A 24,417-nucleotide genomic window follows, 5' to 3' on the forward strand; every position below is an offset into this window, starting at 1 on the left:
GACCGGGAGACCGCCCCCTGGACGAGGACGACTACGCCCTGGCCGCCGCCGAGCTCGGCATGGAGGTCGGCGGCGGCCGAGCCGTTCTCCCACGGTGCCTGGTTCCAGTCAGTGGCGACGACGCTGTCCGGCGGCTGAGCCGGTCCTCGTGGTCGGGGTCCGGTTACGGGCGCGGGTCCCCTCCCGTCCCCCACGCTTCCGCGAAGTCGCAGGTCAGCGCCCTGAGGCCTCGTCGTGGTCCGGGGGCGGCTCCGTGGTCCACAGGTGGAGGGTGGCGGTGGTGCGGAGGTCGGTCGTGACCTGGTGGCGTTCCGTCTCGGTGAGGGGGAGGGCCGTGAGGCGGCGGCGCCAGGCGTCGACTTCGGTGGGGTCCTCCAGGGCGGTGGCGAGTTCGATCAGGGTGGCGAGGGCGCGGGCCACGTCCAGGGGCGGGGCGGTGTCGCCGTGCTTGCGCAGGCCCGTGGTGAGGACCCGGAGCGCCGTGCGGTCGTCGTTCTTGAACTCGCTGAAGACGCGGGCGTTGTCCAGGACCCTCGCCAGGCCCGTGAGGCTCGTGGAGCCGCCGTACTCCAGCTCCGCGGGCTCGTCGCGCTGGATGAAGATGAGGGAGTTCCCCGAGGGGTCGACGACGGTGAAGCGGCTCGCGCCGGGCCGGAAGCGGGTGATGCGCGGCCTGCCCTTGGCCAGGACCTTGCCGTAGGCGGCGCGCAGGGCCCGGGTGAACTCCGCGTGGTACGGCGCGACCTCGTCGACCAGGACCAGACAGCCGCCGACGTCCTCCCCGCTCGGGTCGACGCCCTTCGGCGGCGTCGCGAAGTGGAGCGCGAGACCGCTCCACTCCAGCGCCAGGTAGAGGTACGGCCGGGTCTGCTTGTGCGTGGCCTTGAACCCGAGCGCCTCGTAGAACTCCAGCGTCTCCTCCACCGACACGCACGGCAGCACCGGCACCGTGGTCTCGTTCGCCCGCACCATCGCCTCCGCCACCTGCGCCGTCCTTCCCGCTCTCCGATCCCGCCCCGGACCTCCGAGCCTGCCGCAGATTCGGTCCGGGCGCCCCCGGGACTCCGCCGCCTTCACCCCCGCGGGGCGGGGGAGGGACCGGGGTGTCGTCGGGGCGATCCGTTCCGCCGGACGCGAGGGCTGCCCTTCGTGACGCTCCCCGCCGCCGGCACCGGACCTGAGAATCGGCGGGCTCCGCGGCGGCATCTTTACGCCAAGTCGGCGTCGGTAGCCGTACATTGGGTGGATCTGGATTGAGGCGTGTCGTGGTGTGACGGAGGGGGCGCCCCATGGTCGAGAAGATCGTTGTCGGCATCGTCGTGGCCTTGCTGTCCGGCATGGGCCGGCTCCTGTGGGCGAACAGGAAGCATCTGTCGCTGCTGAAGGTCCTGCTCACGCCGTTCGCCCGGACGCGGGTCTCGGTGGCCGTGCTGCTGCGCGTCCACGACGAGGACCACTACGTGCTGTTCGCCTCGGGCAACCGGCCGGGCGCCTTCGGCCCGCCCGGCGGTGTCGTGAAGTACCAGGAGGGCGCCCGGCGCACCCTGGAGCGGCTGGGCTTCGAGCCGGAGAGCCGCAACCGCGAGGTGATGCGGCACGACCTGCGCGGCTTCCTGGGCGCGCTGCGCGTGCTCGGCTTCGCGCGCTGGCTGTCCAAGGAGGTCGACCGGGAGACCGCGACCGACTGTCTGCGGCGTGAACTCGTCGAGGAACTCGGCGAGGTGGGCCATGAGGAACTCGTGCCGCTGGCCCGCGAGGTCGTTTTCCGGTCAGCTCGGCGCGTGATCGACGGTCCACTGAAGGTCCCGGGCGAGACGTACAAGCAGATCCGTTTCTTCGACGTCTACGACCTGGTGACGGACACCCCGGAGGCGTCTCGGCTCCGGGACGCCCTGCTCGAACTGGCGGGCGATGCCGGCGAGGGCCGGGTGATCGGCGTCAACCGTGTCGAGATCGCGCGCGGTCGGGCGCAGTCGCACGTCGTCCTGCCTCAGTCGGCCTTTCTGGCGGGCGACAAGAGGTACCGGGAGGACCTCACTCCCGCTTCCTGACGTTCCCTCAGAAGCCTTTCTTTCGAACGCGGATGGGTGGCGTGTTGACGCCTCCCGTCCCCCGCGTGATCCGCGATAGATCAGTGCGCAACGACTCGATGCACGCATGCGGTACGAAAGGGCATGGCAATGACGCCATTCATCTCCCCGGACGACTTCGATCAGTTCCTGATCATCGTCGCCGATGCCATGAACGATGTCGTGACCGCCGAACCGCGGCTCGTGCCCCGGTTCGCCCGGTCGCGCACGGTCATGGCGCAGGCCGAACAGGAGCTCTCCGAGGGCAATCAGGTCGGACCCGCCTTCAAGATCGCCAACACCGCCCTCCTCGCGGCCTCCGAGCACTTCATGCGGACGGACCCGGAGCGGGCGCGCGAGCTCCTCGACATAGCGGTACGGCTCTACAGCTACCGCAACGCGGATCGGTTCGCCGTGTCGCTCGAGAAGTGCACCGAGCTCCTGCTGCAACTGGACGCCCTTCCGCCCGGCGTCGGCGGCCCGGTCCCCCCTCTCTCGCCGCACGCGACCCTCCGGCCCCCCGCCCCCGCGCCCGCCCCGACGCCGATCGCGGCGCCCGCCCCCGCACCGGCCCCCATGGCGGAGGCGCCGGCTCCCGCCCCGCAGGCTCCCCCGGTGGCGGTCCAGCCGACCGTCACCCCGGCGCCGGCTCAGCCGATCGTCGCCCCGGCGCCCGTCCCCCGCCCCCGGCCCTACGGCGGCGCCGACGGCGGTCCCGGCGTGGGGTCCTCGTGGCGACGGACAGCCACCGCCGACTACGACGGCGAGGAGGGCGAGTCCGAGAGCCTGAGGGCGCTCCGGGACCACCCGCGCAACGTCAGCTGGGACCAGCTGCTCCTGGAGTGGCGCGGCGGCGCCGACGGGACGCCCGCCCACGAGCTGCTCGACGCCTTCGGCGAGCACGTGGCCGGGGTGATCCGGCGGCACGCGCCGACCGCCTCGGAACAGTTCATCGCGATCCTGGAGGACGACCTGGTGCACCTCCGGGAGCAGCTCGTCGGCGTCTCGGTCCCGGCCGACGTCTACGAACCGCTGCACGAGCGGGCGAAGGAGGTGCGGCACGTCGCGGCCAACGACCTGCGCGCGTACACCCGCGGCGGCACGGCCTCCGAGGCGCAGCGAATCCGGCTGGAGTGGCTCGCCACCGCGCTCCTGAACCTCTCCCTGCGGGTGCACCTTCCGGAGAACGGCCATCAGATCGCGGCCGACGTCCTCGGCTACCTCCAGACCCTCCAGGTCGAGCACCGCTACAACAACGACCGCCGTGAGCTCCTCCTCGCCGCCGCGGAGGCGACCACGCTCGTCGCCGTCGGCGAGCTCCGCGACTACCACCTGGGGCGCGTCGACTTCGTGTGCCGCTGGGTGCGGCACGCCGTCGGCATACGGCTCCTCGTCGGAGGCCCGGAGCCCGTGGAGCCCGGTGAGACCCGGGCCCACCGGCGAGTGCAGAGGCAGGACAGCCCCGGGCGCTACCACCACCCCGACACCTGGGCCGCCTCCCTGCTGCGCCAGTGGTCGGACGAGCCCGAGCGCTGGAACAGCGTCGCCTTCATCCTGCTGCTGCTCTCCAACTGGAAGGCGGAGGGCCTGGACCGGCTGCTGGCGGCCCTGTACTTCCGGTCGTACGAGACGGCCGCGGGGCCGGGCACGGAGGACGAGGACAAGACCCGCGGCTTCTGGCGCGAGCGCTGCCTGGAGATGCTCGGCGCGGCCCGCGCCATCCGCGTGGTGCGGAACGCCTGGGAGCCGGGTGCGGCCGGCGCCCGCGCCTCCACGTCCATGTCGCTGGCCGAGCGGGACTCCACGGTCCAGCTGCCCAACCGGCTGCTCCAGGGCGTGGCCGTGGAGCTGGCCCCCCGGACGAACGGCGCCGTGATGCAGGGCGCCCTCTTCGCCGACCGGCCCGTGCCGACCTTCCTCGCCTCGAACGTCTTCGGCCCCATCGGTGTCCTCAAGATCGACGAGGCGGCGAAGGTGCAGCGCGAGAAGGAGAACTTCGACCGCTACGGCGAGGCGCTCCACCCCGTCTACCGGTCGAGCAAGTGCTCGGTGTCGACGGTGACCGTCATCAACAGCAGCAACGGGCTGCGCTACCAGGGCATCCTGACCTCGTACGTCTTCCGCAACCGCGACGAGCCGACCACCTTCCGCACCTGGCTCGTCAGGACCGGGGACGCGAAGGACGAGAAGCTCCAGGACGTGGTCGACGAGCTGCTCCTGGAGGCCCTCGGGCCGTGGCTGAGCAACGCCAGCCGGGCCATGGGAGACCTGCGCGGCGAGTACCCGGCGCTGCGCCCGGACGACTACGACCGGACCAGTTACGCCCCCGGGAAGGACGCCCGGACGGAGCTGGAGCACTTCCGGGCCCCCGAGGTCGCCGAGATCTTCGGCGTCGAGGGCGGGCTCACCTGGCGGCCGCGTACCCTCGGCGAGCTCTTCAAGGGGTCCTCGCTCCCGGGGACCGAGGTCTTCACGGACGACGACGCGAAGCTGACCAACCCGCTCTGGCTGGTGGCCCACATCGCGGAGGTCTTCCCCGGCGACGACGGGGACGAAGGGGACAGGGGCTGCGCCGCCGGCGGGGGCGCCGTCGCCGGGACGGACGCCGCCGGGGAGGCCGCCGCCGGGGAAGCCGCCGCCGGGGAGGCCGTCGCCGGGGAGGATCCGTCCGAGCTGCTCGAATGGCTGCTGTACGACCGCCAGGGCGGGCTGACCACCCGCTCGTACCTCACCTGTGTCTCCCACGGCGATCTGCACTGCGAGAACGTCCTGGTGGGCGGCGCGGAGCGGCCCGTGCCCGACCTGTATCTGATCGACTTCGAGACCACGCACCGCGGCCACATCTGCAAGGACTTCGCCCGCCTGGAGTCGGCGCTCTGGTCCCGGACGTTCGCGTGGACGCCCGAGCAACTGGCCGAGATCCGGGCCTGGTTCGCGCAGGGGCAGTGCGGTGACGCGCTGTGGGCCCCGGAGATCCCGGAGCAGGCCGACCCGAAGGTGCGGCGCGTGCTGACCTGTGTGAAGCGGTTGCGGGCCATCCTCAAGGGGTGCGAGCAGCCGAACTGGGCGTGCACCGATGTCGAGTACCGCTGGGCGCTCTTCGCCTCGCTGCTGCCGTTCGCCCGCTACCGCGACCACGAGGCGCCGAACAACCGCCTGCTGCCCTTCCTGCTGGCCGCCGAGGTCGCCCAGGGGCTGGTCGACGACGCGGCGAAGGCCACGGGAACGGCCCCGAGGGGGGCCTAGCCGGGGGGCGCCTGGCCGGGAGGGGCCGCTCAGCCGGGACGGAGCCCGGCAGGGGCGCCCGGCCGGGTCCGGGGGAGTCGCGGCGACGGGCCTCCCCCGGACGGCCCCCGGCCTGAGTAGCGGTACTCAATCCGGTGCGCGCCGCCCCCGGGGGGCGGGGCCCCGGGGCCCGGGGCCCCGTCGTGTCACGCGGTGGAGGCCCACCAGGTCGCCGGGGCCGCGACGGTGTAGCCGAGGGACTCGTACAGCGGCCGGCCCAGCTTCGACGCGGTGAGCGTGGCCGGCAGGTCCGCCACCCGGGCGAGGGCGCCGAGCATGACGGCCCGTCCCACGCCGCGCGACCGGAAGGCCGTCGCCGTGCCGATCCAGTAGTGGGCGGCGACGCCGTCGTCCACGACGCTGACCCCCGCCCCCGCGGGCACGCCCTCGTGCAGGGCGACGAACACGTCCACGCCCGGCTGCTCGATCAGCGCCGGCGGGAACAGCTCGCCGGGGACGTGCGGCTCGAACCCGGTCAGCTCGAAGCCCTCGATCACGATCCGCTCGGCGGCCCGGAGGTCCTCGGGCTTCCGTGCCTCGATCACCTCCAGCGACGGTGCGCCGACGGGACCGGGCGGGCGCAGCATGACCGGCATCTGCCAGTTCCGCATCGCCAGGTGGCTCAGGTCGGTCGCGCTGAACGGGTCCTCGACGAGCACCGGGCCCCCGGCCCGTCCCGCCAGCTCGCCGAGCTCGGCGAGCTCGCCCGGGTCGAGGTCGGGCTCCTGCACCAGGATCCGCAGACCGGCCCGCGCGTCGCCGTCGACGGCGACGAAGCCACGGCGCCGGACGACCTCGTGCCCCCGGGTCACCCCGGTCGCGATCCAGAGGGCGGCGGAGTTGCGGGCCTGCCGCAGCGGTGCCTCGGCCAGGGTCAGGGACGGTGGTCTCGTTGTCATTGCGCTTACGGTAGTGGGCCGTTGACCGGCGGCCCGGGCCGACTGACCACCGGCCCCCGGCCGCACCGGGCGCTCCTCCGCCGACGCCCCCTCGGGGTCAGCCCGCCGCCCGCGCGAGGAGGGCCGCGATCCGCTTCTCCGTCTCCGGGTCCAGGGCCGTGAGGGCGTACGAGGTGGGCCAGAGGCTGTCCTCGTCGAGGGCGGCCTGGTCGCTGAACCCGAGCGTCGCGTAACGGGACTTGAACTTCTGGGCGCTCTGGAAGAAGCACACGACCTTGCCGTCCCTGGCGTAGGCGGGCATGCCGTACCAGAGCTTCGGCCTGAGGTCCGGGGCGTGCTCCTTCACGAGGGCGTGGACGCGCTCGGCGAGGACCCGGTCCTCGTCAGGCATCTCGGCGATCTTCGCGAGCACCTCCGGCTCGACGTCCGCCTTCGCCCCGCGGCGCTTCGCCGCCTTCATCTCCTTGGCGTGCTCCTTCATCGCGTCGCGCTCGTCGTCGGTGAAGCCGTCGTAGGACTTCTCGTTCGCGGCCATGGTGGGTTCCCCTCGTGGTCGTGCGGTGGTCAGGAGTCGGCGTCGTGCGGTGGTCAGAAGTCGGCGAACCGTGCCCCGTGGTGGTCAGGAGTCGGCGAACCGTGCCCCGTGGTCAGGACTCGGCGCCGTGCAGCAGCAGCGTCCGTGCGCGTTCCGCGCGGCGGGTCAGCAGGTAGTCGTACGGCTGGGCCCCGTAGGCCAGGCGGAAGCGGCGGGTCAACAGCGCGGGCGGCAGGTCCGCCGCCCGGGCCAGCTCCAGGACGTCCAGCGGGCGCGCGTACTCCCGGTCGATGCGGTCCCGGACCCGGCGCAGACGGGTGAGGTCGTCCAGGTGCCGGGCCGTGACGCGCGCCTGCGCCCATCCCGGGCGGCACATCTAGCGGACCTCCTGGATCCGGATCAGGTTGCCCGCGGGGTCGCGGAAGGCGCAGTCGCGGATGCCGTACGGCTGGTCCGTCGGCTCCTGGACGACCTCCGCGTCCGCGGCCCGCACCTTCTCGAAGGTGGCGTCGAGGTTCTTGGTGGCCAGGAGGATCCAGCCGTACGTGCCCTTGGCCATCATCTCCGTGATGGTGCGGCGCTCGTCCTCGGTGATGCCGGGGTCGGCGGCCGGGGGCGCCAGGAGGATCGACGTCCCCGGCTGCCCCGCCGGCCCGACGGTGATCCACCGCATCCTGCCCTGCCCGACGTCGCTGCGGACCTCGAAGCCGAGGGCGTCCCGGTAGAACGCCAGGGACGCGTCCGGGTCGTCGTGCGGAAGGGCGGTGGTGTGAATGCTGATGTCCATGCCCACCACGCTAGTTGGGGCACCCGGCGGGGCGCTTCTCGAAACCTGATCGGTCCCCGTGCGTGTCTCAGTGGTGGAAGCCGGAGCGGTCGGCGTCCGCCGGCACGCCCTGGGTCAGCCGCTCCAGGGCGCGGCCCATGTCCTGCGCCAGCAGGTCGACCTCGTCGCGGCCGATGCCGTGGCGGATCATGACGCGCTGGATGACGGTCTCCTGCCGGTCGGGGGGCAGCGGGTAGGACGGGACCTGCCAGCCGCGCATCCGGAGCTGGTCGGAGAGGTCGTACAGGCTGAAGCCCGCGCCCTCCGGGTCGGTGAGGGTGTACGAGACCGCCGGCAGCGCGCCCTGCCCGTCGTACAGCAGCGTGAACGGGCCCATCGCCGCGATCTTCCCCGCGAGGTACTGGGCGGTCAGCGCGCAGGCCTCCTGCACGCGCCGGTAGCCGGCCCGGCCCAGGCGCAGGAAGTTGTAGTACTGGGCGACGATCTCGCCGCCGGGGCGGGAGAAGTTCAGGGCGAACGTCGGCATGTCGCCGCCCAGGTAGTTCACCCGGAAGACGAGGTCCTCCGGAAGGAGGTCGGCGGTGCGCCAGACGGCCCAGCCCACGCCGAGGGGCGCGAGGCCGAACTTGTGGCCGGAGGCGTTGATGGAGGAGACCCTCGGCAGCCGGAAGTCCCAGACCAGGTCCCGGTGGAGGAAGGGCGCGATGAAGCCGCCGCTCGCCGCGTCGACGTGGATCGGCACGTCGAGGCCCGTCTCCGCCTGGATCCGGTCGAGCGCGGCCGCGAGCTCGGCGACCGGCTCGTAGTCGCAGGTGTAGGTGACGCCGAGGATCGCGACGACGCCGATGGTGTTCTCGTCGACGTAGTCCTTCAGCTGGTGCGGGCGCAGGCCGGTGGCGCCGGGCTCCACCGGGACCTGGCGCAGCTCCACGTCGAAGTAGCGGGCGAACTTGTCCCAGCAGATCTGCACGGGGCCGCAGACGAGGTTGGGCCGGTCGGTCGACTTGCCCTCGGCCCGGCGCTTCTCCCGCCACCGCCACTTCAGGGCGAGGCCGCCGAGCATGGCGGCCTCGCTGGAGCCGGTGGTGGAGCAGCCGAGCGCCGCGCCCTCGCCGGACGCGCTGCCGGGGGCGTTCCACAGATCGGCCAGGATGTTCACGCACCGCGACTCGATCTCGGCGGTCTGCGGGTACTCGTCCTTGTCGATCATGTTCTTGTCGAGGCACTCGTCCATCAGCTTGCGGACCTCGTCGTCGGTCCACGTCGTGCAGAACGTCGCGAGGTTCTGTGCCGCGTTGCCGTCGAGCAGCAGCTCGTTGTGGAGCATGGCGTAGACGACCGAGGGGAGGTTGGACTCCTCCGGCATGCGGTGCTTCGGGAGGACCCGCTCGCTGAGCGCGGACGCGAACACGTCCGTCGCCGCGTCGGCACTCTGCGGGGCCTTCATCTCGTGGAGCGCCACAGTTTCCCCTTCGATCAGCGGTCTCGTCGACAGTCCTCTCATCAACCCACGCGGCCGGGCGGGGCGCCCGGCGGCGGCCACGGCCGTTGACCCACCCGGGTGAGGGGGCCGCCCAGGCCCTGTCCCGGGGCTCCCCCGACCAGTACGTTCCGGACGAATTGGATCATCAGCGGAAGGCCCCCACCTCATGACCCCTCGCACGACCCCGCGCCCGGCCGACGGCATCGACGCCTCCGACGCCGCCTTCGAGGCCGCTTCCGAGGCCGCCTTCGGTGCCTCCGAGGCCTCGCTCGACGCCTCCGGTGCCTCCGACGTCTTCGAGGACCTCGAGTCCTACGACGACGTGCCCGAGCGCCTCATCGGCTACCCGGCCGTCTTCCACGCCCTCGGCATCGGCTCCTGTGCCGTCCGCACGGTCCTGGACTACGGCTGCGGGCCGGGCAAGGTCGCCACCCGCGTCGTGGAGGCGTCCGACGCCCGCGTGGTGGCCGTCGACCTCGCGCCCCGCGCGCTGGAGATCGCCCGGGAGCGGCGCCCGCACCCTCGGATCGAGTACCGGGCGACCGACGACGGCGGCCTCGGCTTCCTCGCCGACGGATCCGTCGACGCCGCCATGGCCTGCTTCGTCTTCACCGGTACGGGGGAGATCGAGGACCTGCACGACCTCGCCGCCGAGACGCACCGGGTGCTGCGCCCCGGCGGCCGCTTCGCCGTCCTGGACGCCAATCCCCGCACCACGGGCATCCGCTTCTCCACGTTCCGCAGCGGCGAGCCCGGCCGCGTCTACACCAAGGGCGAGCGCCGGCGGTCGCGCCTGGAGCGGCCCGGCGGAGCCGCCCCGCTGGAGCGGGTCGACCACCACTGGCCGTGCCAGACGTACCTCGACGTGCTCGGCAAGGCGGGGTTCACCGACCTGGACGTCCACGAGCCGGTACTGACCCACGCGTCGGCGCTGCTCGGGCCCGACCCCGCGGAGGCCGGCCATCCGCCGTTCCTCGTGGTCTCGGGAGTCAGGCGCTGATCGCCGGAAGCCGCACCAGGAAATCTGAGATCGCGAAGTGAGAATTCGTCATGGAGCCGCGCGAGAATTCCTCGTGCGCACATGTCGGGTGAATTCATTCACCCGACGGGCCGATTCTCCCGTGCTACTGTCGGCAGTAGTTGCAGTTGTGGTTCCCAAAGCATGAGCATGGCCGGTTCTTCCGGCTGGTCGGTATTTCCGGTCGGGGCGATCATCGCGGCGACACGGAGTCCGCACGGTGTGGATTCCGAGCACTGCCCCGAAGGAGAAATCGACATGGCTTCTGGCACCGTGAAGTGGTTCAACGCGGAAAAGGGCTTCGGCTTCATCGCGCAGGACGGCGGCGGCCCCGACGTGTTCGCGCACTACTCGAACATCGCCTCGCAGGGCTTCCGTGAGCTCCAGGAGGGCCAGAAGGTGACCTTCGACATCGCGCAGGGCCAGAAGGGCCCGACGGCCGAGAACATCGTCTCCGCCTGACGCGACGCGCGATACGAGCCGGGACCCGCACCCAGGGGTGCGGGTCCCGGCTCGTCGCGTTTCCGGCGATTCCCCGCCCCCCTCACCCCTGAGAGGCACCATGCGCGTCATCATCGCCCGTTACCCTTTCGACCTGACGAAGGCCGACGTGCTGGAATCGATGAGCGGAATCAAGCCCGAGGCCGCCGTCGGTGACTTCGTGACCATCGGGCGTCGCCGCTATCCCGCGAAACAGGTGGGCCAGGTCATCACCCGCCAGGACCGCCGCGATTTCAGTTCCGGCGAGGTCGTCCGCGCCATGACCCGCCTCGGATTCACCTGCGGCACCGCCTCCGTGCTGCCCGGGCCCGAGGACGCGTCCACCGAGGCCTTCTGACGGCCGGGCGCGTGACTGCCGCCCCGTACCGGGAGATCCGGTGCGGGGCGCTGTCATGGCCGGGCTCGCGCCCTCAGCGGTCGGAGTAGCTGAAGTCCCCCACCGTCCAGGCGCTGACGTCCGCGATCGCCACGCGGTACATGCCACCGGTCTCCGGCATGCCCACCGTCCCCTGGAGGATCCGGGCGAGGTGGAAGTGGAGGTGGGTGGGGGGATCGTCCGTCGGTACGACGGGGCTGAAGACCTGGGAGAACTCACCCAGCCGGGGCGAATCCGTCAGGACCTCCGACACGCGCTGTCGCCACAGGGCCTCCGGAGCCAGGCGCCCGGTGAGCACCACACCCCCCGCGACCACGGTCAGCGACATCTGATTGCTCCGCCCGGACTCCACCGTGGCGGCGATGTCAACGAGCAGCTCGTCAGGCTTCGACATGAGAGCCGATTCTAGGCGCCGCACCCGCCGGTGGTTGAATTTCCCCCAGGGCCCCAAGAAGAGGTGCAGATGACAGCGGACAGTCCGCTCGGCGACCGGCTCGACGACGACGACTACCCGGCGTACACGATGGGGCGCGCCGCCGAGATGCTCGGCACCACCCCCGGCTTCCTCCGCGCGATCGGCGAGGCCCGCCTCATCACTCCGCTGCGCTCCGAGGGCGGCCACCGGCGCTACTCCCGCTACCAGCTGCGGATCGCGGCGCGCGCCCGTGAGCTCGTCGACCAGGGCACCCCGGTCGACGCGGCCTGCCGCATCGTCATCCTGGAGGACCAGCTGGAGGAGGCCCAGCGCATCAACGCCGAGTACCGCCGCGCGGCGGAGGCGACGGGCGCGGGCACCCCGGGCGAGGGAAAGCAGTCCGAGCAGCCGCGCGGGGCGCACCGCGGGGACCCGGGCGGACGCTAGGGCGTGTCGTCCCACTCCCGTCGTCGCCCCGCGGGCCAGTCGGGGGTGTGACGACACGCCCTAGCGCGGCGCCGTGTCGTCGGCCGGGAAGGCGGGGCCGTGGCCGGGGACGATGACGTCGGCGGCGGCGAGGACGCGGAGACGCGAGGCGAGCAGGACCGTGTGGTCGGGGGCCACCGGGTCCTCGACGGGGCCGTTCGGCCGCCACCAGAGGTCGCCCACGAAGGCGACGACGCCGTCCGCCGTGCCCGCGAGGAGGGTGATGTCCTCGGCACTGTGACCGGGGGTGCGGATCAGCCGCAGGGACGGGGTGAGTTCGTGGCCCTCGGCGTCGCGGTCGGTCCACTGGTCGTTCTCGTAGATCGCCTTGTGGTCGTGGACCCGGGCCCGGCCGAAGAGGCCGACGTTCATGGTGTTGTCGGGGTGGTGGTGGCTCAGCACCACGTCGGTGATGTCGTCGGGGCCCAGGCCGAGCGCGGCGAGCGGGCCGAGGATCCGGTCGCGCCCCGCGACCATGCCGGGGTCGACGACGACGTGCCGGTCGCCGTCGTGGACGTACGAGACGGTGGCGGCCACCCCGGGTCCGGTGGAGAGGGTGTAGCCGGTGGTCAGGATCGCGTGGACGGCGGTCCGCGCGGCGGGGGCGTCGGCGGTACGCGCGGCGGGGGCGTCGACGGAGCCGGGGGCGGGCGCGGGGGTGGCGGGCCCGACAGCGCTGGGTGCGTCGGCGGTGGGTACCTCGGCGGTGGGCGCGGCGAGTTCCGGGGTCTCGTTCTTCTTCTGCGTCGTCGTCATGCCCCAAGTCTTCTGCGCGGCAAGGGCCTTCACGAGTGGCCGTGCTGCCACTGATCGCGGGATTCGTGCCACACTCGCCCCGTGCCCTTCCCGACCGTCGCCGCCTACGCCCCGCACGGTGTCGGCATGCTCGGTGCCGGGATCGTCTCCGAGGTCTTCGACGCTCGCGGCCAGGGGCTGCCCGCCTTCGACTTCGCGCTCTGCACCGACCGCCCGGGCCGGGTCCGTACGGACGTCGGGCTGCCGCTGGTGGTCGACCACGGTCTGGACCGGCTGGCCGGAGCGGACCTGGTGATCGCCCTGCCGTGGGCGGGTTTCCGTACGCCTCCGGCGCCCGCCGTCCTCGACGCGCTGCGCGCCGCGCACGCGCGCGGGGCGCTGGTCGCGGCCCACTGCGTCGGGGCCTTCGCACTCGCCTCGGCCGGGCTGCTCGACGGGCGGCGGGCCACCACCCACTGGCGGTTCGCCGGACTCCTGGCCGAGCGGCACCCGGAGGTCGTCGTCGCACCGGACGCGCTCTACGTGGACGAGGGGACGGTCGTCACGGGCGCGGGCGCCGCCGCCGGCTTCGACCTCTGTCTGCACCTGCTGCGGCGGGAGTACGGGGCGGCCACGGCCAACGCCATCGCCCGGGACCTGGTGCTGCCGTCCCACCGCGACGGCGGCCAGGCCCAGTACCTGACGGCGCCCGTGCCCGAGGACAGCCGGGACGAACGGCTGGCCGACGTGCTGGCCTGGGCCCGGGAGAACCTCCACGAGCCGCTGCCCGTCGCCGAGCTGGCCCGCAGGGCCCTGATGAGCCGGCGTTCCTTCGCCCGCCGGTTCGCGGCCTCGACCGGCACCACACCGCACACCTGGCTGCTCGGGCTGCGCCTCGGCCGGGCGGAGGAGCTCCTGGAGACGACGGACCTGCCGGTGGAGGAGGTCGCCCGGGCCGTCGGCTTCGGCAGCGCGGCGGTGCTCCGCGCCCAGTTCGTCCGCCGCCGGGGCGTGCCCCCGCGCACGTACCGCCGTTCCTTCGGCCGTACGCCCTGACCGGCGGCGCTCCGGCGCGGTCACAGGGCGAGGAGCAGGACGGCCAGGGCGGAGCCGGCGAAGACGACGGTGTGCCGGACGTTCTGGAGGGTGCGGGTCCAGGCCGGGAAGGCGCCCTCGGCGGCGGCGAGGAAGGCGGGGACGTCGACCCGGAGGAGCTCGGGGTCGCCCTTGCGCCGGAAGGCGGCCCGGACGGACTTCACGGCGCCGAGCTGGCTCTGAAGGATCGCCAGGTTGGCCAGGAAGGCGATCGAGGAGAAGACCAGGGTCAGGGTGGTCCCCCAGCCGCTTCCGGCCAGGTTGAGGACGGCGGCGGCGAGGGACGCGGCGGCGAAGGCGCCGGGCGCCCACCACTCGTGACCGCTCGCGTCGAACCGGAGCCGGTTCTCCTCCAGGACCTCCGGGCGGACGCCCTGGCGCCGGAGCTCGGCGACGGCCGCGGACGTGGCGACGGCGCCGAAGCGGTGGCGGAGGACGGGGATGCTGACGAAGGCGGCGGCGACGAGGATCTGGGCGGTCGCGGCGAGGACGGTGGAGGTCTGCACGGTGGGCTCCTGCTGTCGGTTCCGATCCACTTGCACTTAGTTCAAGTGGCGATGCTGAGAACTGTAGGAGCAGACTTGAACTAAGTGCAAGCAGTCTCTTGAACTAAGTGCAATTCGCTTCCCGGTGACCTATCGTGAACCCATGCCCCGCCCCACGCTCACCCGCGAGCAGATCGTCCGTACCGCCGTCGCCCTCCTCGACGAGGAGGGCCTCGAAGGCCTCAACATGCGCGGTCTCGGGCAGCGCCTGAACTCCGCGCCCACCGCCGTCTATTGGCACGTCAAGAACAAGGACCTGCTGCTCACGCTCGCCGGCGACCAGGTCTGGGACGAGGTCCGGCTGCCGGACCTCGACGCCGTGGACTGGCGCACCGCCGCCACCGCGATGGCCGGGGACCTGTACGCGATGTTCACCCGCCACCCCTGGCTCGTGCAGGCCTTCGCGACCCACCTCTTCCACGGCGAGGGCAAGGCCCGCCACGACGACCACAACCTCGCGGTGTACGAGGCCGGCGGGTTCGCCGGGCCCGCCGCCGACCGGGCCGCCGCGGCCGTCTTCACCTACGTCCTCGGCAACGCCGCCCCCGCCGCCGCCACGGCCGCGCTCACCCGGCGGATCGAGCGCGACGGCCAGGACGCCGAGGAGGTGTTCGCCGCCACGATGAAGGAAGCCGCGGAGGTGGCCGTACGCTTCCCCCGGTTGCGGAGCCGCATCGAGGCCGGGGCGGCCGAGGCGTACGCGGAGGGGCCCGGGGACACCTTCGCCTTCGGGCTCACGGCCCTGCTCGACGGCCTGGAGCGAGGCCTCCGTACGCCGGAGACGGCGACCGGGGGCTGAACCTGCGCGGGAGGGGGCCGGAGCCCGACCCTTCGCCGGAGGCCACGCCCAAGGGCTGAGCCTCCGCCCGAGGGGCCGCCGGTGACCCCGCGTCGGCGGGGCCCGGGTGGCGCGCGCCGGAGGTCGCGGGGGCTCACCCGTGCGGGTGTCCCCGGTTGCCGGGCCTCCGGGGCCGTTCGACGCTGAGCCGATCGTCCGAGCCGCGGGAGGCCCCCTTGAGCAGCATCGACACACCGGCCGACGTCCCCAGACCGCGGGCCGCGACACGGCCCGCGCCCACCACCCTCACCTGGGTGACCCTGGCCCTGATGACCACCGCCTCGGTGGCGAGCCTGCGCGCCGCGCCGACCATGGCCGTCTACGGCCTGGCGTGCGTCTTCCTCTACCTCGTCCCGGCGATCGTCTTCCTGCTCCCGACCGCCCTCGTCTCCGCGGAGCTCGCCTCCGGCTGGAACGGCGGCGTGTACCGATGGGTCTCGGAGGGGCTCTCGAAGCCGCTCGGATTCCTCGCCGTGTGGTGCCAGTTCGCGATGACGATCTTCTACTACCCGAGCCTGCTCGGGTTCGTCGCGTCCACCATCGCGTTCATCGTCGACCCGGCGCTCGCCTCCAACGGCCCCTACACCGCGATCGTCATCATGGTCCTCTACTGGACGGGCGTCTGGGTCTCCTCGCGCGGCACCAAGGCGCTGGCCGGGCTGGCCAGTTGGGGCCTGATCATCGGCACCCTAATCCCCGGCACGCTGCTGGTGGTCCTCGGCATGGTCTTCCTCGGCCAGGGCAACCCCTCGGCCGCCCCGATGACCGCGTCCAACCTGCTCCCGCAGTGGACGGGACTCGCCAGCCTCGTGCTGATCGTCAACAACTTCCTGTCGTACTCCGGCATGGAGATGAACGCCGTGCACGTCTCCTCGCTGAAGGACCCGGCGAAGGAGTACCCGAAGTCGATGTTCCTCGCCATGGGCCTGGTGCTGCTGATCTTCATCCTCCCGGCGCTCGCCATCAGCTGGGTCGTGCCCTCCGACCAGCTCAGCCTCACGGCGGGCGTGATGCAGGCCTTCGACGCCTTCTTCGAGTACTTCCACATCGGCTGGCTCACCCCGATCGCCGCCGTCGCCCTGGTGTCCGCCTCGCTCGGCGGCATGCTCACCTGGCTCGCCGGCCCCTCCAAGGGCCTGCTGGAGATCTCCCGCCAGGAGGGCTACCTGCCGCCGTTCCTTCAGAAGCTCAACAAGAACGGCATCCAGCAGAACATCCTGGTCACCCAGGGCATCGTCACCACGGTGATCGCCCTGGGGTACGCGCTGATCCCCAACGTCTCCAGCGCCTACTGGATCTTCTCGGTCATCACCACGCAGGTGTACCTGATCGTCTACCTGCTGATGTTCACCGCGGCGATGCGGCTGCGGAAGACCCAGCCCGACCACCCCCGCGGCTACCGGGCCCCCGCGCTGGGCGTCCTGTGCGTCACCGGCCTGCTCGCCTCGCTCGCGGCGCTCTGCATCGGCTTCGTCCCCAGCTCCCAGTTCGGCGGCGGCAGCGTCTGGGTGTACATCGCCATCGTCGGCGGCGGCCTGGTCATCCTGGGCCTCCTGATCCCCTGGGCCTTCCTGAAGTTCCGCAAGCCGGGCTGGCGCACCGCCGACGCCGGCGTCCCGAGCGAGGGAGACCGGGCATGAGTCCCACCCGCTTCGCCTCCGAGCACAAGGTCATCTACTGGGGCGCGATCGTCATCCTGGTCGGCCTGGTCGTCACCGGCCTCGTCCGCTACTCGGCCGTGCGGACGAACCAGAAGACCGAGTCCAAGGCCCACCAGCTCCAGCAGGCGCTGGTGAAGGCCGGATACCCGTCCCCCGACACCGACACCGTGGAGCGGCTGCTCGGCACCGACGGCGGTCAGGTCTGCGAGCAGCCGGGCAACGCCCTGAAGACGGCGCTGTGGAAGATCCAGCAGTCCAACGGCGCCACCGGCCCCGGGATGCGGCCCGTCATCTCCGACACCAAGGCCGTGGAGGCCGAGCGGATCGTCCTCCAGGTCTACTGCCCGGACCAGCTGGACGAGTTCGACGACCAGGTGGACGACCTGAAGACGGACGACACCGTCCGCCGGTGACGCGCGGGGCCGTGACCCCGCCGCCCCCGCCGCCCCCTTGCGAGGCCTCTCCCACGACGCCTCTCCCTCAAGGCCCTCCCGCGACGCCTCTCCCACGACGCCCCCGGCGCCCTCCTCCGTGACGCCGGAGAGGGGGCCGGGGGCGTCGGCCTTCGCGGACCGGGGCGTGGGCAAGGGCGCCGCTCCTCCCGCACCGGGTGCGCCGCCGGTACGTCGGGACCGCCGCCGACCGGACCGGAGGCGGGTGAGCCGGCCGTCCCCGGCCGTCGCGGGCCATCGTGGGCCGCCCCCGGCCGCCGCCGGAACCGCCGGAGACCCGTGGCCCGGCCGCTTCGGCGCCTCGGCCACGGGTCCCGTCGCCGCCCCCGGGGGGCGGCCCGGCCAGAGCGCCTAGAGCCGCTTCTCCGGCGGAGTGTCCTCGGCGGTCTCGTCGGCGGGTTCCTCCGCCAGGAAGGACACCACCGCGAGGACCAGGAGCAGCAGGAGGACGATGACCACGACGACCCAGGCGGTCGGGTAGGGCCAGAAGACGACGGCGGCGACCGCCCCGGCGACGAGGATCCAGGTGATCCAGACGCGGTAGCGGCCGACGAAGGGGCCCAGCGGGCCGAGCCGCATGCCCGCGTGGTCGGCGGTGTCGCGGGCAGCGGTGAGGCCGGAGTGCCAGAGGCCGCGGACCAGGACGGCGGGGCGGCTCGGGCCCGAGAGCCAGGCGGCCAGGGCGAGGATGACGCCGAGGGTCGCGTACACCCGGACCGAGGTGCGCAGGAAGCGGATCAGGGTGTCGTAGACGGAGCCCGCGGCGGCCGGGGAGACGTCGGCGGGGAGGGCGTTCAGGTAGACCGTGCGGAAGACGGTCAGGGCGACCCCGAGGACGATCGCCGCGAACGCGACGCCGAGGGCCGCGGCGACCAGGGTGCGGCGCCGGTGCACGGCGAGCAGCACCCCGCCGACGACGAGCAGGACGGCGATCACCGGCAGCCACACGCCCAGCGCCTGGAGCAGCGCGAAGCCGGTCTTCACCTTGCCGATGTCGTCGGACTTGACGACCGTGAAGTTCGTGTGGATCTCGGGGATCTTGGCCGCGACGTCGAGCCCGGAGTCGACGAGCCGCTGCTTCACGCGGTCGATGACGGGCGCGAGGTCGATGGTGACCGTGTCCGTCTCGATCTTCACGGCGCCTTCGTCGCTGCCGGTCAGGGCGCGGTCGAGGGAGGTGTGGATCGCGCGGTTGGCGTCGGTCCAGATCGTCTCGAAGGCCGACGAGGCGACGACGTCCTGGGCCCGTTCGTGGACGAAGCTCTTGACCGCGCTCTCCAGGGAGCCGCCGAGCTTGCCGAGCGCCTTCGCCGCCAGGGGCCGCTGGTCGGGGGCGACGCCCTCCAGGAGGGAGGTCAGGTCGATGTGCTGCATGACGGCGTCGGTGACCCGGTCGGCGACGGCGGCCTGGACGTCCGGGTCGTCGGCGAGGGGGGCGACGGTCTGTACGTACCGGTCGGTGTCGCCGACGATGCTCGACGTCCAGGAGGCGACGATGCCGAGCGGGACGAGGACGCAGCCGATGACGATGAGCAGGGCGGCGAAGAAGGAGCGGACGCGGTGGTGGGGCGGCCGGGCGGTCGTCTTGTCCGCTTCCAGGGCGGCCACGCGGGCCCGGAGCACCGAGAGTTCGTCGTCGTGGTCCCCGGCCGCTTCGCTCATTGCACCCACTCCTCAGAATGTGCCCATTCATGGCGATTCTCCGAAAGGGGGAGGGTTCTGTCGCCCTGGGCGGGGCGTGCGGGTGTACGCGATCATGCGGTCATGAAGCTGCGCTGCGCCGTACTCGACGACTATCAGGGCGTCGCCCTCTCCTCCGCCGACTGGAGCCCGCTCGCGGACCGGGTGGACGTCCGCGTGCTGCGGGAGCACCTCACGGACCGGGAGGCGCTCGTCGCCGCCGTCGAGGACTGCGAGGTCCTCGTGGTGATGCGGGAGCGGACCCCGGTCGACGCGGAGCTCCTGGCCCGACTGCCCCGGCTCCGGCTCCTGATCACCTCCGGCATGCGCAACGCCTCGGTCGACGTCGCCGCGGCCCGCGCGCGGGGCGTCACGGTGTGCGGCACCGCCAGCAGCCCCGCACCGCCCACCGAGCTGACCTGGGCCCTGCTGCTCGGCCTGGCCCGGCACGTGCCCGCCGAGGCGCGGGCGGTGCGCGAGGGAGGTCCGTGGCAGTCGACGGTCGGCGCCGACCTGGCGGGCCGGACGCTCGGGCTCGTCGGCCTGGGCAAGATCGGCGGCCGGGTGGCCCGGATCGGCCGTGCCTTCGACATGGACGTGGCCGCCTGGAGCCCGCACCTGACGGAGGAGCGGGCCGCCGAGCACGGCGTGCGGTGCGCGAAGGACCTGCCGGACCTGCTCGCCGGCAGCGACTTCGTGTCGCTGCACCTGGTGCTGTCCGCGCGCACCCGGGGCCTGGTCGGGGAGCGGGAGCTGCGGGCGATGCGGCCGTCGGCGTACCTCGTGAACACGTCCCGGGCGGGGCTCGTCGACGGCGCCGCGCTGCTGCGGGCGCTGCGGGAGGGATGGATCGCGGGGGCGGGCCTGGACGTGTACGACACGGAGCCGCTGGCCGCCGACGACCCGCTGAGGACCCTCCCGAACGTCCTGGCCCTCCCCCACCTCGGCTATGTGACGGCGGGCAACTACGGACGCTACTTCGGCGAGGCGGTCGAGGACATCGAGGCGTTCCTCGCGGGTACCCCGGTCCGCGAGCTGACCTGACGGTCCGGCGGGGCGTCTCGGAGGCGGTGCGCCGGGCGGGGTCCCGGTCCACGAGCTGACCTGACGGTCCGGCGGGCCGCCTTCTAAGGTGGGCCCATGCGTGTACTGGTCGCGGGTGCCACGGGTGCCGTGGGTCGTCAGCTGGCGCCCCGTCTGGAGGCCGCCGGCCACGAGGTCGTGGGCGTCTCGCGGCGTGGGCCGCGGCCCGTGGACGTGCTCGACGCGGAGGCGGTGCGCCGGGCGGTGGCCCGGATCGCGCCGGACGCGGTCGTGCACCAGCTCACGGACCTGGCCGGGGCCGACGGGGCTGCGAACAACCGGGTCCGCGTCGACGGCACCCGTCATCTGGTGGACGCGGCGCGCGCGGTGGGCGTGCGCCGGATCGTCGCGCAGTCGATCAGCTGGGCGTACGCGCCCGGGGACGCGCCCGCCGACGAGTCCGTCCCGCTCGACCCGGCCGGGGAGCCGCCCCGGGCCGGGATCGTGGCCGGGGTGCGGGCCCTGGAGTCCGCGGTGGCCGAGCTGCCCGAGGCGGTGGTGCTGCGGTACGGGATCCTCTACGGGCCCGGCACCTGGTACGCGCCGGGCGGCGCGGTCGCCGCCGCGCTGGCGGGGGACCCGGCGGCGCGGTTCCTCGGGAGCCTGGCGGCCGACGACTCGGTCAGTTCGTTCGTGCACGTCGCCGACGCCGCCGAGGCGGCCGTACGGGCGCTGGACTGGCCCCCGGGCGCGTACAACGTGGTGGACGACGAGCCGGCCCCCGGGCACCTCTGGCTGCCGGTGCTCGCCTCGGCCCTGCGCGTCCCGGCCCCGGAGCGGACCGAGGGGCGCGCGCCCTGGGCGCGCGGCGCGCTGAACACCCGGGCCCGCGCGCTGGGGTGGGCCCCGGCCCGCGCGTCCTGGCGGACGGGCTTCGGGGACCAGGGAGCCCTCCAAGGGGTGCGTTCCGGAGCGGGGCCCGGCTCCGAAGACCGGCCCTAGCCCAGACTCGTGCGGGCCAGGTCCAGGAACTCCGTCTCCGTCAGGCCCAGTTCGCGGGCCTCCTCCGCCGCCTCACGGAGGCGGGAGATCAGGCGGGCGCGGTCCGGGGCCGTGGCGCCGGGGACGATCAGGGCGCCCCGGCCGCGCCGGAGTTCGATGAGGCCCTCCTCGCGGAGCCGCTGGTAGCCGCGCAGGACGGTGTGGACGTTGACCCCGAGGGAGTCGGCGAGTTCCCGCGCGGCCGGGAGCCGTTCGCCGGGGGCGGCGGAGCCGTCGGCGAGGGCCCCCCTGACACAGGCGGCGATCTGGTCGCCGAGCGGGACGGCCGAGGCCGGATCGACACGGAAGAGCACGGTCAGACCTTCCCATGCCGCGCGGCGAGCGTGTTCAGCAGTGCCGCGCCGGTGCGCGCGTCGGGCACGGTGACGGCGAACTCGCGCCCGCCGGACCGCCGGACGACGAGGGCCTCCCCGGACCGCAGCACCACGCCCGTCCGGTGGGCCCGGACCCGGTAGCCCCAGCCTCCGAAGTCGGCGACGGCGGAGACGTCCCGGACGTCGGCGCCCGCGACCTCGTCGAGCGGCACCCGGATCCGGGGCCGGGAGCCGAGCGCGGGGCGGACGGTGAGGCCGCGCCGGTCGACGGTGACGCGGATCCGGGCCAGGGCGAGACCGGGCACGCCGATGACGAGGCCGAGGAGGCCGAGCAGGGCGCCCGGCCAGGGCGCGAGGAGCAGGACGGCCGGGGCGGCGACCAGGGCGAGCGCCGCGAGGACGGTGAGCGGCCGGGAGCCGGTGGCGCGGGTCCAGCCGGCGACCTCGCTCGCGCCGAGCGGGAGGCGCGGGCCGTCCGGGTCGACGGCCGGGGCGGCGTCCTCCGGCGGGACGAGGCGGGTCAGAGCCAGGCCCCCGGCGGCGAAGAGGCCACCGACGGCCGCCGCGACGGTGAGGTTCACCAGCGGTGAGGAGACCCCGGCCGGGTCGGCGGCGTCCAGGTTGTCCCGTACGAGGAGGACGAGGAGCGTGCCGGTGAATCCGGCGGTCGCCCAGGCTCCCCACAGGGCGCCGCGGCGGACGAGGAGCGTCCAGCCGGCGCCGAAGCCGAGGAGCAGGGCCGTACTGATCACGGTGAACGCGGTGGGGCTCGTGTAGCCGTCGGCCCGGCCCCCGCCGTCGAAGTGGGTGGCGAGGGGGTCGGGGAGCCGGTCGTGGAGGAGCGCGAGGACCAACAGGTGGGCGGCGAGCGCGAGGACGAAGGGCAGCGCGGCGAGCGCGCGGAGACGGGGCGTGGCACGGTTCATGGAAAACCTCCCTTGTTTGCACTCTACTAGAACAATGCGGGTTGAGTGAGGGTGATCTTCGAGATGCGACGCGCCCGGACCGGCTGTTCACTGGGTCGCAGCCAGACCACTGGGGAGATCTCATGCGCCGCCGGTCCGTCACTCCTGTCGTCTTCACCGCGTTCGCCACCCTCGTCGCCGGGCTCGTCACCGGCTGCGGCGTCGACGAGGGGCCGGACCCGCTGCGCGGTCAGCAGTGGGGGCTCGACGCGCTGCGGCTGCCGGACGCCTGGAGCACCACCCGGGGTGAGGACACCGTCATCGCCGTCGTCGACACCGGCGTCGACCTCGGCCACCCGGACCTCAAGGGCCGGCTCGTCGCCGGGCACGACTTCGTCGACGGCGACGACCGCCCCGACGACGCCAACGGCCACGGCACGCACGTCGCCGGGATCGCCGCGGCCCACACCGACAACGGCGTCGGCGGCGCGGGCGGCGCGCCCGGCACCCTGATCATGCCGGTCCGGGTGCTGGGCCCGGACGGCACCGGCAGCGACGCGGACATCTCCAAGGGCATCGTCTGGGCCGCCGACCACGGCGCCCACGTCGTCAACCTCTCCCTCGGCGAGTCCGGCCTGATGGCCCGCCTGCTCAAGGGCGGCGTCCTCAACCAGGCCATCACCTACGCCCACAGCAAGGGCGCGGTCGTCGTCGCCGCCGCGGGCAACGACGCGACCGCGCTCCAGCCGTACGAGGTGGACACCCCGGTCCTGGTGGTCAACGCCGCCGGCCGCGACGGGAAGCCGGCCTCCTTCGGCAACTTCGGCGCGCGCGACGCCGTGTCGGCGCCGGGCGTCGACATCCTCTCGACCCTTCCGACGTACCGGACGCGGGAGAGCCTGACGAACGTCTCGGGCTACGGGAAGCTGTCCGGCACCTCGATGGCCTCGCCGTACGTCTCCGCCGTGGCGGCGCTCCTGCACCACCAGGGCCTGGCCCCGGAGGCCATCGCGCAGACCATCCGCGACACCGCCTCGAACCCGGGGAAGCTGCTCAAGCTGGGCCTGGGGAACGTCGACGCGGCGGCGGCCGTACGGGCCGCCGCCGCGTCGAAGTAGTCGGTGGAGTCGAAGTAGTCGGTGGAGTCGGAGTATTCGGTGGAGTCGGAGTATTCGGTGGAGTCGCAGGAGTCGGAGCAGGCGCTCAGGCGAGGGCGGCCCGCAGCGCCTCGGCGAACTCCGCCGGGGCGCCCTGCTGGCCGAACTCGCCGCCCAGGAAGCCGCCGTGGTGGCTCGGGAAGACGGCGAGCGGGGTGCCGAGCCCCTCGGCGACGGCCACCGCGGCGCGCGCGGCGAAGGTGCCCTCGGACTCCTTGCCCGCGGCGACGACGATCCGGGTCGGCGCGGCCCGCAGCGCGGGGAAGTCGGGGCGGTGGGAGGTGCAGCCGCGCATGTTCTGCCCGAGCAGCGGGTCGCCGCGCGAGCCGTCGTCCTCGGTGGGCAGGCCGAACGCGGCCGGGTCCGGGGCGGGCTCCTCGGCCCAGTCCGCCGGGAACTCGCCCTGCCGGCTCGTCACCGCGAGGAACTTGGCCATCGCGGGGCCCCAGCCGTCCCGCAGATAGGTCGCGTGGACGTCCGCGCAGACCCCGAGGGCCGCCTCCCGGTCCGGGAGGACCTGGGCGGTCGGCGGCTCGTGCGCCACCAGGGTGTGCACCAGGTCGCCGCGGCGGGCCACCAGGGCGAGGGCGTTCACGGCGCCGCCGCTGCTCGCGAAGACGTCCACGGGCCCGGCGCCGAGCGCCTCGATCAGCCGGGCCAGGTCGTCCGCGTGCTCCTCCGGGAGCGTCTCGGCCGCCCCGTCGGTGCGCGCGCTGCGGGACACCCCGCGCGGGTCGTACGTGACGACCGTCCGGTCGGCGAAGTGCGAGGCGAGCGTGGTGAAGCCGCTCGCGTCCATGGGGGAGCCGATCAGCAGCAGGGGGCGGCCGCCGGTCCCGGTGCCGGGGCGCACGTCGTAGCGGAGGGTCGCACCGGCGGTGTCCAGGGTGCGGGTGTCGGTCTCGGCCATGGTGATCTCCTCGGTGGTGGGGCCGGTCACGGGGACTCGGTGGTGGGCCGGGCTACGGGGACTCGGTGGTGGGCCCGTCACGGGGATGGACCCCCGGCGCCGCCGGAACTCATCGGAGTCCGCCTCAGCACTTCCGCCCGGTCCGACGAGACGGAACGTTTTGCCAAACGGCCGGGTCCGGCGTAC

At 73.4% G+C, this 24,417-nt stretch carries 26 protein-coding genes; 13 read left to right on the plus strand and 13 right to left on the minus strand.

Annotation, left to right across the window (positions count from 1 at the left end):
• Positions 1 to 213 precede the first annotated feature (213 nt).
• A complete protein-coding gene (locus ACFYXU_RS29600; RefSeq protein WP_389407760.1) occupies positions 214 to 984 on the minus strand; it encodes a glyoxalase in 771 nt (256 codons plus the stop codon).
• Positions 985 to 1,289: 305 nt separating this feature from the next.
• Here ACFYXU_RS29600 and ACFYXU_RS29605 point away from each other — a divergent pair, with 305 nt between their 5' ends.
• Positions 1,290 to 2,051, plus strand: coding sequence for a hypothetical protein (locus tag ACFYXU_RS29605; protein WP_389460811.1), 762 nt, complete (start codon positions 1,290 to 1,292; stop codon positions 2,049 to 2,051).
• A 123-nt stretch (positions 2,052 to 2,174) separates the two neighbouring features.
• Positions 2,175 to 5,315 (plus strand): hypothetical protein, encoded by a 3,141-nt coding sequence (locus ACFYXU_RS29610; RefSeq protein ID WP_389460813.1) that lies wholly within the window; start codon positions 2,175 to 2,177, stop codon positions 5,313 to 5,315.
• Between the two features lie 185 nt (positions 5,316 to 5,500).
• On the opposite strand, the gene ACFYXU_RS29615 is transcribed toward ACFYXU_RS29610, so the two are convergent.
• The 5 genes from ACFYXU_RS29615 to ACFYXU_RS29635 form a co-directional block, all read right to left on the minus strand.
• Positions 5,501 to 6,253, minus strand: coding sequence for a GNAT family N-acetyltransferase (locus tag ACFYXU_RS29615; protein WP_376508255.1), 753 nt, complete (start codon positions 6,251 to 6,253; stop codon positions 5,501 to 5,503).
• A 97-nt stretch (positions 6,254 to 6,350) separates the two neighbouring features.
• On the minus strand, positions 6,351 to 6,788 hold the full coding sequence (locus ACFYXU_RS29620) for an iron chaperone (protein ID WP_376508256.1): 438 nt from the start codon (positions 6,786 to 6,788) through the stop codon (positions 6,351 to 6,353).
• Between the two features lie 112 nt (positions 6,789 to 6,900).
• A complete protein-coding gene (locus ACFYXU_RS29625; RefSeq protein ID WP_389407763.1) occupies positions 6,901 to 7,164 on the minus strand; it encodes a hypothetical protein in 264 nt (87 codons plus the stop codon).
• Entirely contained in the window at positions 7,165 to 7,575 is a 411-nt protein-coding gene (locus ACFYXU_RS29630) for a VOC family protein (protein ID WP_361395485.1), read from the minus strand.
• Positions 7,576 to 7,642: 67 nt separating this feature from the next.
• A complete protein-coding gene (locus ACFYXU_RS29635; RefSeq protein ID WP_376508258.1) occupies positions 7,643 to 9,037 on the minus strand; it encodes a glutamate decarboxylase in 1,395 nt (464 codons plus the stop codon).
• Between the two features lie 187 nt (positions 9,038 to 9,224).
• Between ACFYXU_RS29635 and ACFYXU_RS29640 the strand changes: the two genes are divergently transcribed.
• From ACFYXU_RS29640 to ACFYXU_RS29650, 3 genes are all read left to right on the plus strand, one after another.
• Positions 9,225 to 10,058, plus strand: a complete 834-nt coding sequence (locus tag ACFYXU_RS29640; RefSeq protein WP_389460815.1) for a class I SAM-dependent methyltransferase — start codon at positions 9,225 to 9,227, stop codon at positions 10,056 to 10,058.
• Between the two features lie 276 nt (positions 10,059 to 10,334).
• Positions 10,335 to 10,538 (plus strand): cold-shock protein, encoded by a 204-nt coding sequence (locus tag ACFYXU_RS29645; protein ID WP_189803101.1) that lies wholly within the window; start codon positions 10,335 to 10,337, stop codon positions 10,536 to 10,538.
• A gap of 100 nt (positions 10,539 to 10,638) precedes the next feature.
• A complete protein-coding gene (locus ACFYXU_RS29650; protein WP_376508260.1) occupies positions 10,639 to 10,914 on the plus strand; it encodes an SCO5918 family protein in 276 nt (91 codons plus the stop codon).
• Positions 10,915 to 10,987: 73 nt separating this feature from the next.
• Here ACFYXU_RS29650 and ACFYXU_RS29655 read toward each other — a convergent pair whose 3' ends face one another.
• Positions 10,988 to 11,347 (minus strand): hypothetical protein, encoded by a 360-nt coding sequence (locus ACFYXU_RS29655; RefSeq protein ID WP_376508261.1) that lies wholly within the window; start codon positions 11,345 to 11,347, stop codon positions 10,988 to 10,990.
• Positions 11,348 to 11,416: 69 nt separating this feature from the next.
• On the opposite strand from ACFYXU_RS29655, the gene ACFYXU_RS29660 reads away from it, so the two are divergent.
• Complete coding sequence (locus ACFYXU_RS29660; RefSeq protein WP_376508262.1) at positions 11,417 to 11,815, plus strand: MerR family transcriptional regulator; 399 nt, start codon at positions 11,417 to 11,419, stop codon at positions 11,813 to 11,815.
• Between the two features lie 60 nt (positions 11,816 to 11,875).
• On the opposite strand, the gene ACFYXU_RS29665 is transcribed toward ACFYXU_RS29660, so the two are convergent.
• Positions 11,876 to 12,610, minus strand: a complete 735-nt coding sequence (locus ACFYXU_RS29665; RefSeq protein WP_376508263.1) for an MBL fold metallo-hydrolase — start codon at positions 12,608 to 12,610, stop codon at positions 11,876 to 11,878.
• 126 nt (positions 12,611 to 12,736) lie between these two features.
• Between ACFYXU_RS29665 and ACFYXU_RS29670 the strand changes: the two genes are divergently transcribed.
• Positions 12,737 to 13,645 (plus strand): GlxA family transcriptional regulator, encoded by a 909-nt coding sequence (locus ACFYXU_RS29670; protein WP_389407954.1) that lies wholly within the window; start codon positions 12,737 to 12,739, stop codon positions 13,643 to 13,645.
• Between the two features lie 20 nt (positions 13,646 to 13,665).
• Here the strand turns inward: ACFYXU_RS29670 and ACFYXU_RS29675 are convergent, their stop codons facing one another.
• Positions 13,666 to 14,190, minus strand: a complete 525-nt coding sequence (locus tag ACFYXU_RS29675; RefSeq protein ID WP_389407765.1) for a hypothetical protein — start codon at positions 14,188 to 14,190, stop codon at positions 13,666 to 13,668.
• Between the two features lie 142 nt (positions 14,191 to 14,332).
• On the opposite strand from ACFYXU_RS29675, the gene ACFYXU_RS29680 reads away from it, so the two are divergent.
• The 3 genes from ACFYXU_RS29680 (at position 14,333) to ACFYXU_RS29690 (ending at position 17,141) form a co-directional block, all read left to right on the plus strand.
• Complete coding sequence (locus ACFYXU_RS29680) at positions 14,333 to 15,028, plus strand: TetR/AcrR family transcriptional regulator (RefSeq protein WP_389407766.1); 696 nt, start codon at positions 14,333 to 14,335, stop codon at positions 15,026 to 15,028.
• Positions 15,029 to 15,243: 215 nt separating this feature from the next.
• Positions 15,244 to 16,707, plus strand: a complete 1,464-nt coding sequence (locus ACFYXU_RS29685) for an APC family permease (protein ID WP_376508265.1) — start codon at positions 15,244 to 15,246, stop codon at positions 16,705 to 16,707.
• The gene (locus ACFYXU_RS29690; protein WP_376508266.1) at positions 16,704 to 17,141 is read left to right on the plus strand and encodes a hypothetical protein; all 438 of its coding nucleotides are present in this window, start codon (positions 16,704 to 16,706) and stop codon (positions 17,139 to 17,141) included. Before ACFYXU_RS29685 ends, ACFYXU_RS29690 begins: the two co-directional genes overlap by 4 nt.
• A gap of 390 nt (positions 17,142 to 17,531) precedes the next feature.
• On the opposite strand, the gene ACFYXU_RS29695 is transcribed toward ACFYXU_RS29690, so the two are convergent.
• A complete protein-coding gene (locus ACFYXU_RS29695) occupies positions 17,532 to 18,842 on the minus strand; it encodes a hypothetical protein (protein ID WP_389407767.1) in 1,311 nt (436 codons plus the stop codon).
• Between the two features lie 102 nt (positions 18,843 to 18,944).
• Between ACFYXU_RS29695 and ACFYXU_RS29700 the strand changes: the two genes are divergently transcribed.
• Together ACFYXU_RS29700 and ACFYXU_RS29705 are read left to right on the plus strand one after the other, a co-directional pair.
• A complete protein-coding gene (locus ACFYXU_RS29700; RefSeq protein ID WP_389460817.1) occupies positions 18,945 to 19,904 on the plus strand; it encodes a D-2-hydroxyacid dehydrogenase family protein in 960 nt (319 codons plus the stop codon).
• A 96-nt stretch (positions 19,905 to 20,000) separates the two neighbouring features.
• Complete coding sequence (locus tag ACFYXU_RS29705; RefSeq protein ID WP_389407768.1) at positions 20,001 to 20,885, plus strand: NAD-dependent epimerase/dehydratase family protein; 885 nt, start codon at positions 20,001 to 20,003, stop codon at positions 20,883 to 20,885.
• On the opposite strand, the gene ACFYXU_RS29710 is transcribed toward ACFYXU_RS29705, so the two are convergent.
• Both ACFYXU_RS29710 and ACFYXU_RS29715 read right to left on the minus strand, forming a co-directional pair.
• A complete protein-coding gene (locus ACFYXU_RS29710; protein ID WP_329854932.1) occupies positions 20,882 to 21,238 on the minus strand; it encodes a GntR family transcriptional regulator in 357 nt (118 codons plus the stop codon). The genes ACFYXU_RS29705 and ACFYXU_RS29710 overlap by 4 nt on opposite strands.
• A 2-nt stretch (positions 21,239 to 21,240) precedes the next feature.
• Positions 21,241 to 22,185 (minus strand): DUF1648 domain-containing protein, encoded by a 945-nt coding sequence (locus ACFYXU_RS29715; protein WP_389407769.1) that lies wholly within the window; start codon positions 22,183 to 22,185, stop codon positions 21,241 to 21,243.
• Positions 22,186 to 22,307: 122 nt separating this feature from the next.
• On the opposite strand from ACFYXU_RS29715, the gene ACFYXU_RS29720 reads away from it, so the two are divergent.
• Positions 22,308 to 23,282, plus strand: coding sequence for a S8 family serine peptidase (locus ACFYXU_RS29720; protein WP_389407770.1), 975 nt, complete (start codon positions 22,308 to 22,310; stop codon positions 23,280 to 23,282).
• Between the two features lie 85 nt (positions 23,283 to 23,367).
• Here the strand turns inward: ACFYXU_RS29720 and ACFYXU_RS29725 are convergent, their stop codons facing one another.
• Positions 23,368 to 24,231 (minus strand): alpha/beta fold hydrolase, encoded by an 864-nt coding sequence (locus ACFYXU_RS29725; RefSeq protein WP_389407955.1) that lies wholly within the window; start codon positions 24,229 to 24,231, stop codon positions 23,368 to 23,370.
• Between the last annotated feature and the right edge of the window lie 186 nt (positions 24,232 to 24,417).

Origin of the sequence: Streptomyces sp. NPDC002232, from assembly GCF_042890295.1 — a bacterium.
Classification (GTDB): domain Bacteria; phylum Actinomycetota; class Actinomycetes; order Streptomycetales; family Streptomycetaceae; genus Streptomyces.

Coding starts and splice junctions, on each gene's coding strand:
- ACFYXU_RS29605 (WP_389460811.1), top strand. CDS start 1,290: ATGGTCGAGAAGATCGTTGTCGGCATCGTCGTGGCCTTGCTGTCCGGC.
- ACFYXU_RS29610 (WP_389460813.1), top strand. CDS start 2,175: ATGGCAATGACGCCATTCATCTCCCCGGACGACTTCGATCAGTTCCTG.
- ACFYXU_RS29615 (WP_376508255.1), bottom strand. CDS start 6,253: ATGACAACGAGACCACCGTCCCTGACCCTGGCCGAGGCACCGCTGCGG.
- ACFYXU_RS29620 (WP_376508256.1), bottom strand. CDS start 6,788: ATGGCCGCGAACGAGAAGTCCTACGACGGCTTCACCGACGACGAGCGC.
- ACFYXU_RS29625 (WP_389407763.1), bottom strand. CDS start 7,164: ATGTGCCGCCCGGGATGGGCGCAGGCGCGCGTCACGGCCCGGCACCTG.
- ACFYXU_RS29630 (WP_361395485.1), bottom strand. CDS start 7,575: ATGGACATCAGCATTCACACCACCGCCCTTCCGCACGACGACCCGGAC.
- ACFYXU_RS29640 (WP_389460815.1), top strand. CDS start 9,225: ATGACCCCTCGCACGACCCCGCGCCCGGCCGACGGCATCGACGCCTCC.
- ACFYXU_RS29645 (WP_189803101.1), top strand. CDS start 10,335: ATGGCTTCTGGCACCGTGAAGTGGTTCAACGCGGAAAAGGGCTTCGGC.
- ACFYXU_RS29650 (WP_376508260.1), top strand. CDS start 10,639: ATGCGCGTCATCATCGCCCGTTACCCTTTCGACCTGACGAAGGCCGAC.
- ACFYXU_RS29655 (WP_376508261.1), bottom strand. CDS start 11,347: ATGTCGAAGCCTGACGAGCTGCTCGTTGACATCGCCGCCACGGTGGAG.
- ACFYXU_RS29660 (WP_376508262.1), top strand. CDS start 11,417: ATGACAGCGGACAGTCCGCTCGGCGACCGGCTCGACGACGACGACTAC.
- ACFYXU_RS29665 (WP_376508263.1), bottom strand. CDS start 12,610: ATGACGACGACGCAGAAGAAGAACGAGACCCCGGAACTCGCCGCGCCC.
- ACFYXU_RS29670 (WP_389407954.1), top strand. CDS start 12,737: ATGCTCGGTGCCGGGATCGTCTCCGAGGTCTTCGACGCTCGCGGCCAG.
- ACFYXU_RS29680 (WP_389407766.1), top strand. CDS start 14,333: ATGCCCCGCCCCACGCTCACCCGCGAGCAGATCGTCCGTACCGCCGTC.
- ACFYXU_RS29690 (WP_376508266.1), top strand. CDS start 16,704: ATGAGTCCCACCCGCTTCGCCTCCGAGCACAAGGTCATCTACTGGGGC.
- ACFYXU_RS29695 (WP_389407767.1), bottom strand. CDS start 18,842: ATGAGCGAAGCGGCCGGGGACCACGACGACGAACTCTCGGTGCTCCGG.
- ACFYXU_RS29700 (WP_389460817.1), top strand. CDS start 18,945: ATGAAGCTGCGCTGCGCCGTACTCGACGACTATCAGGGCGTCGCCCTC.
- ACFYXU_RS29705 (WP_389407768.1), top strand. CDS start 20,001: ATGCGTGTACTGGTCGCGGGTGCCACGGGTGCCGTGGGTCGTCAGCTG.
- ACFYXU_RS29715 (WP_389407769.1), bottom strand. CDS start 22,185: ATGAACCGTGCCACGCCCCGTCTCCGCGCGCTCGCCGCGCTGCCCTTC.
- ACFYXU_RS29720 (WP_389407770.1), top strand. CDS start 22,308: ATGCGCCGCCGGTCCGTCACTCCTGTCGTCTTCACCGCGTTCGCCACC.
- ACFYXU_RS29725 (WP_389407955.1), bottom strand. CDS start 24,231: ATGGCCGAGACCGACACCCGCACCCTGGACACCGCCGGTGCGACCCTC.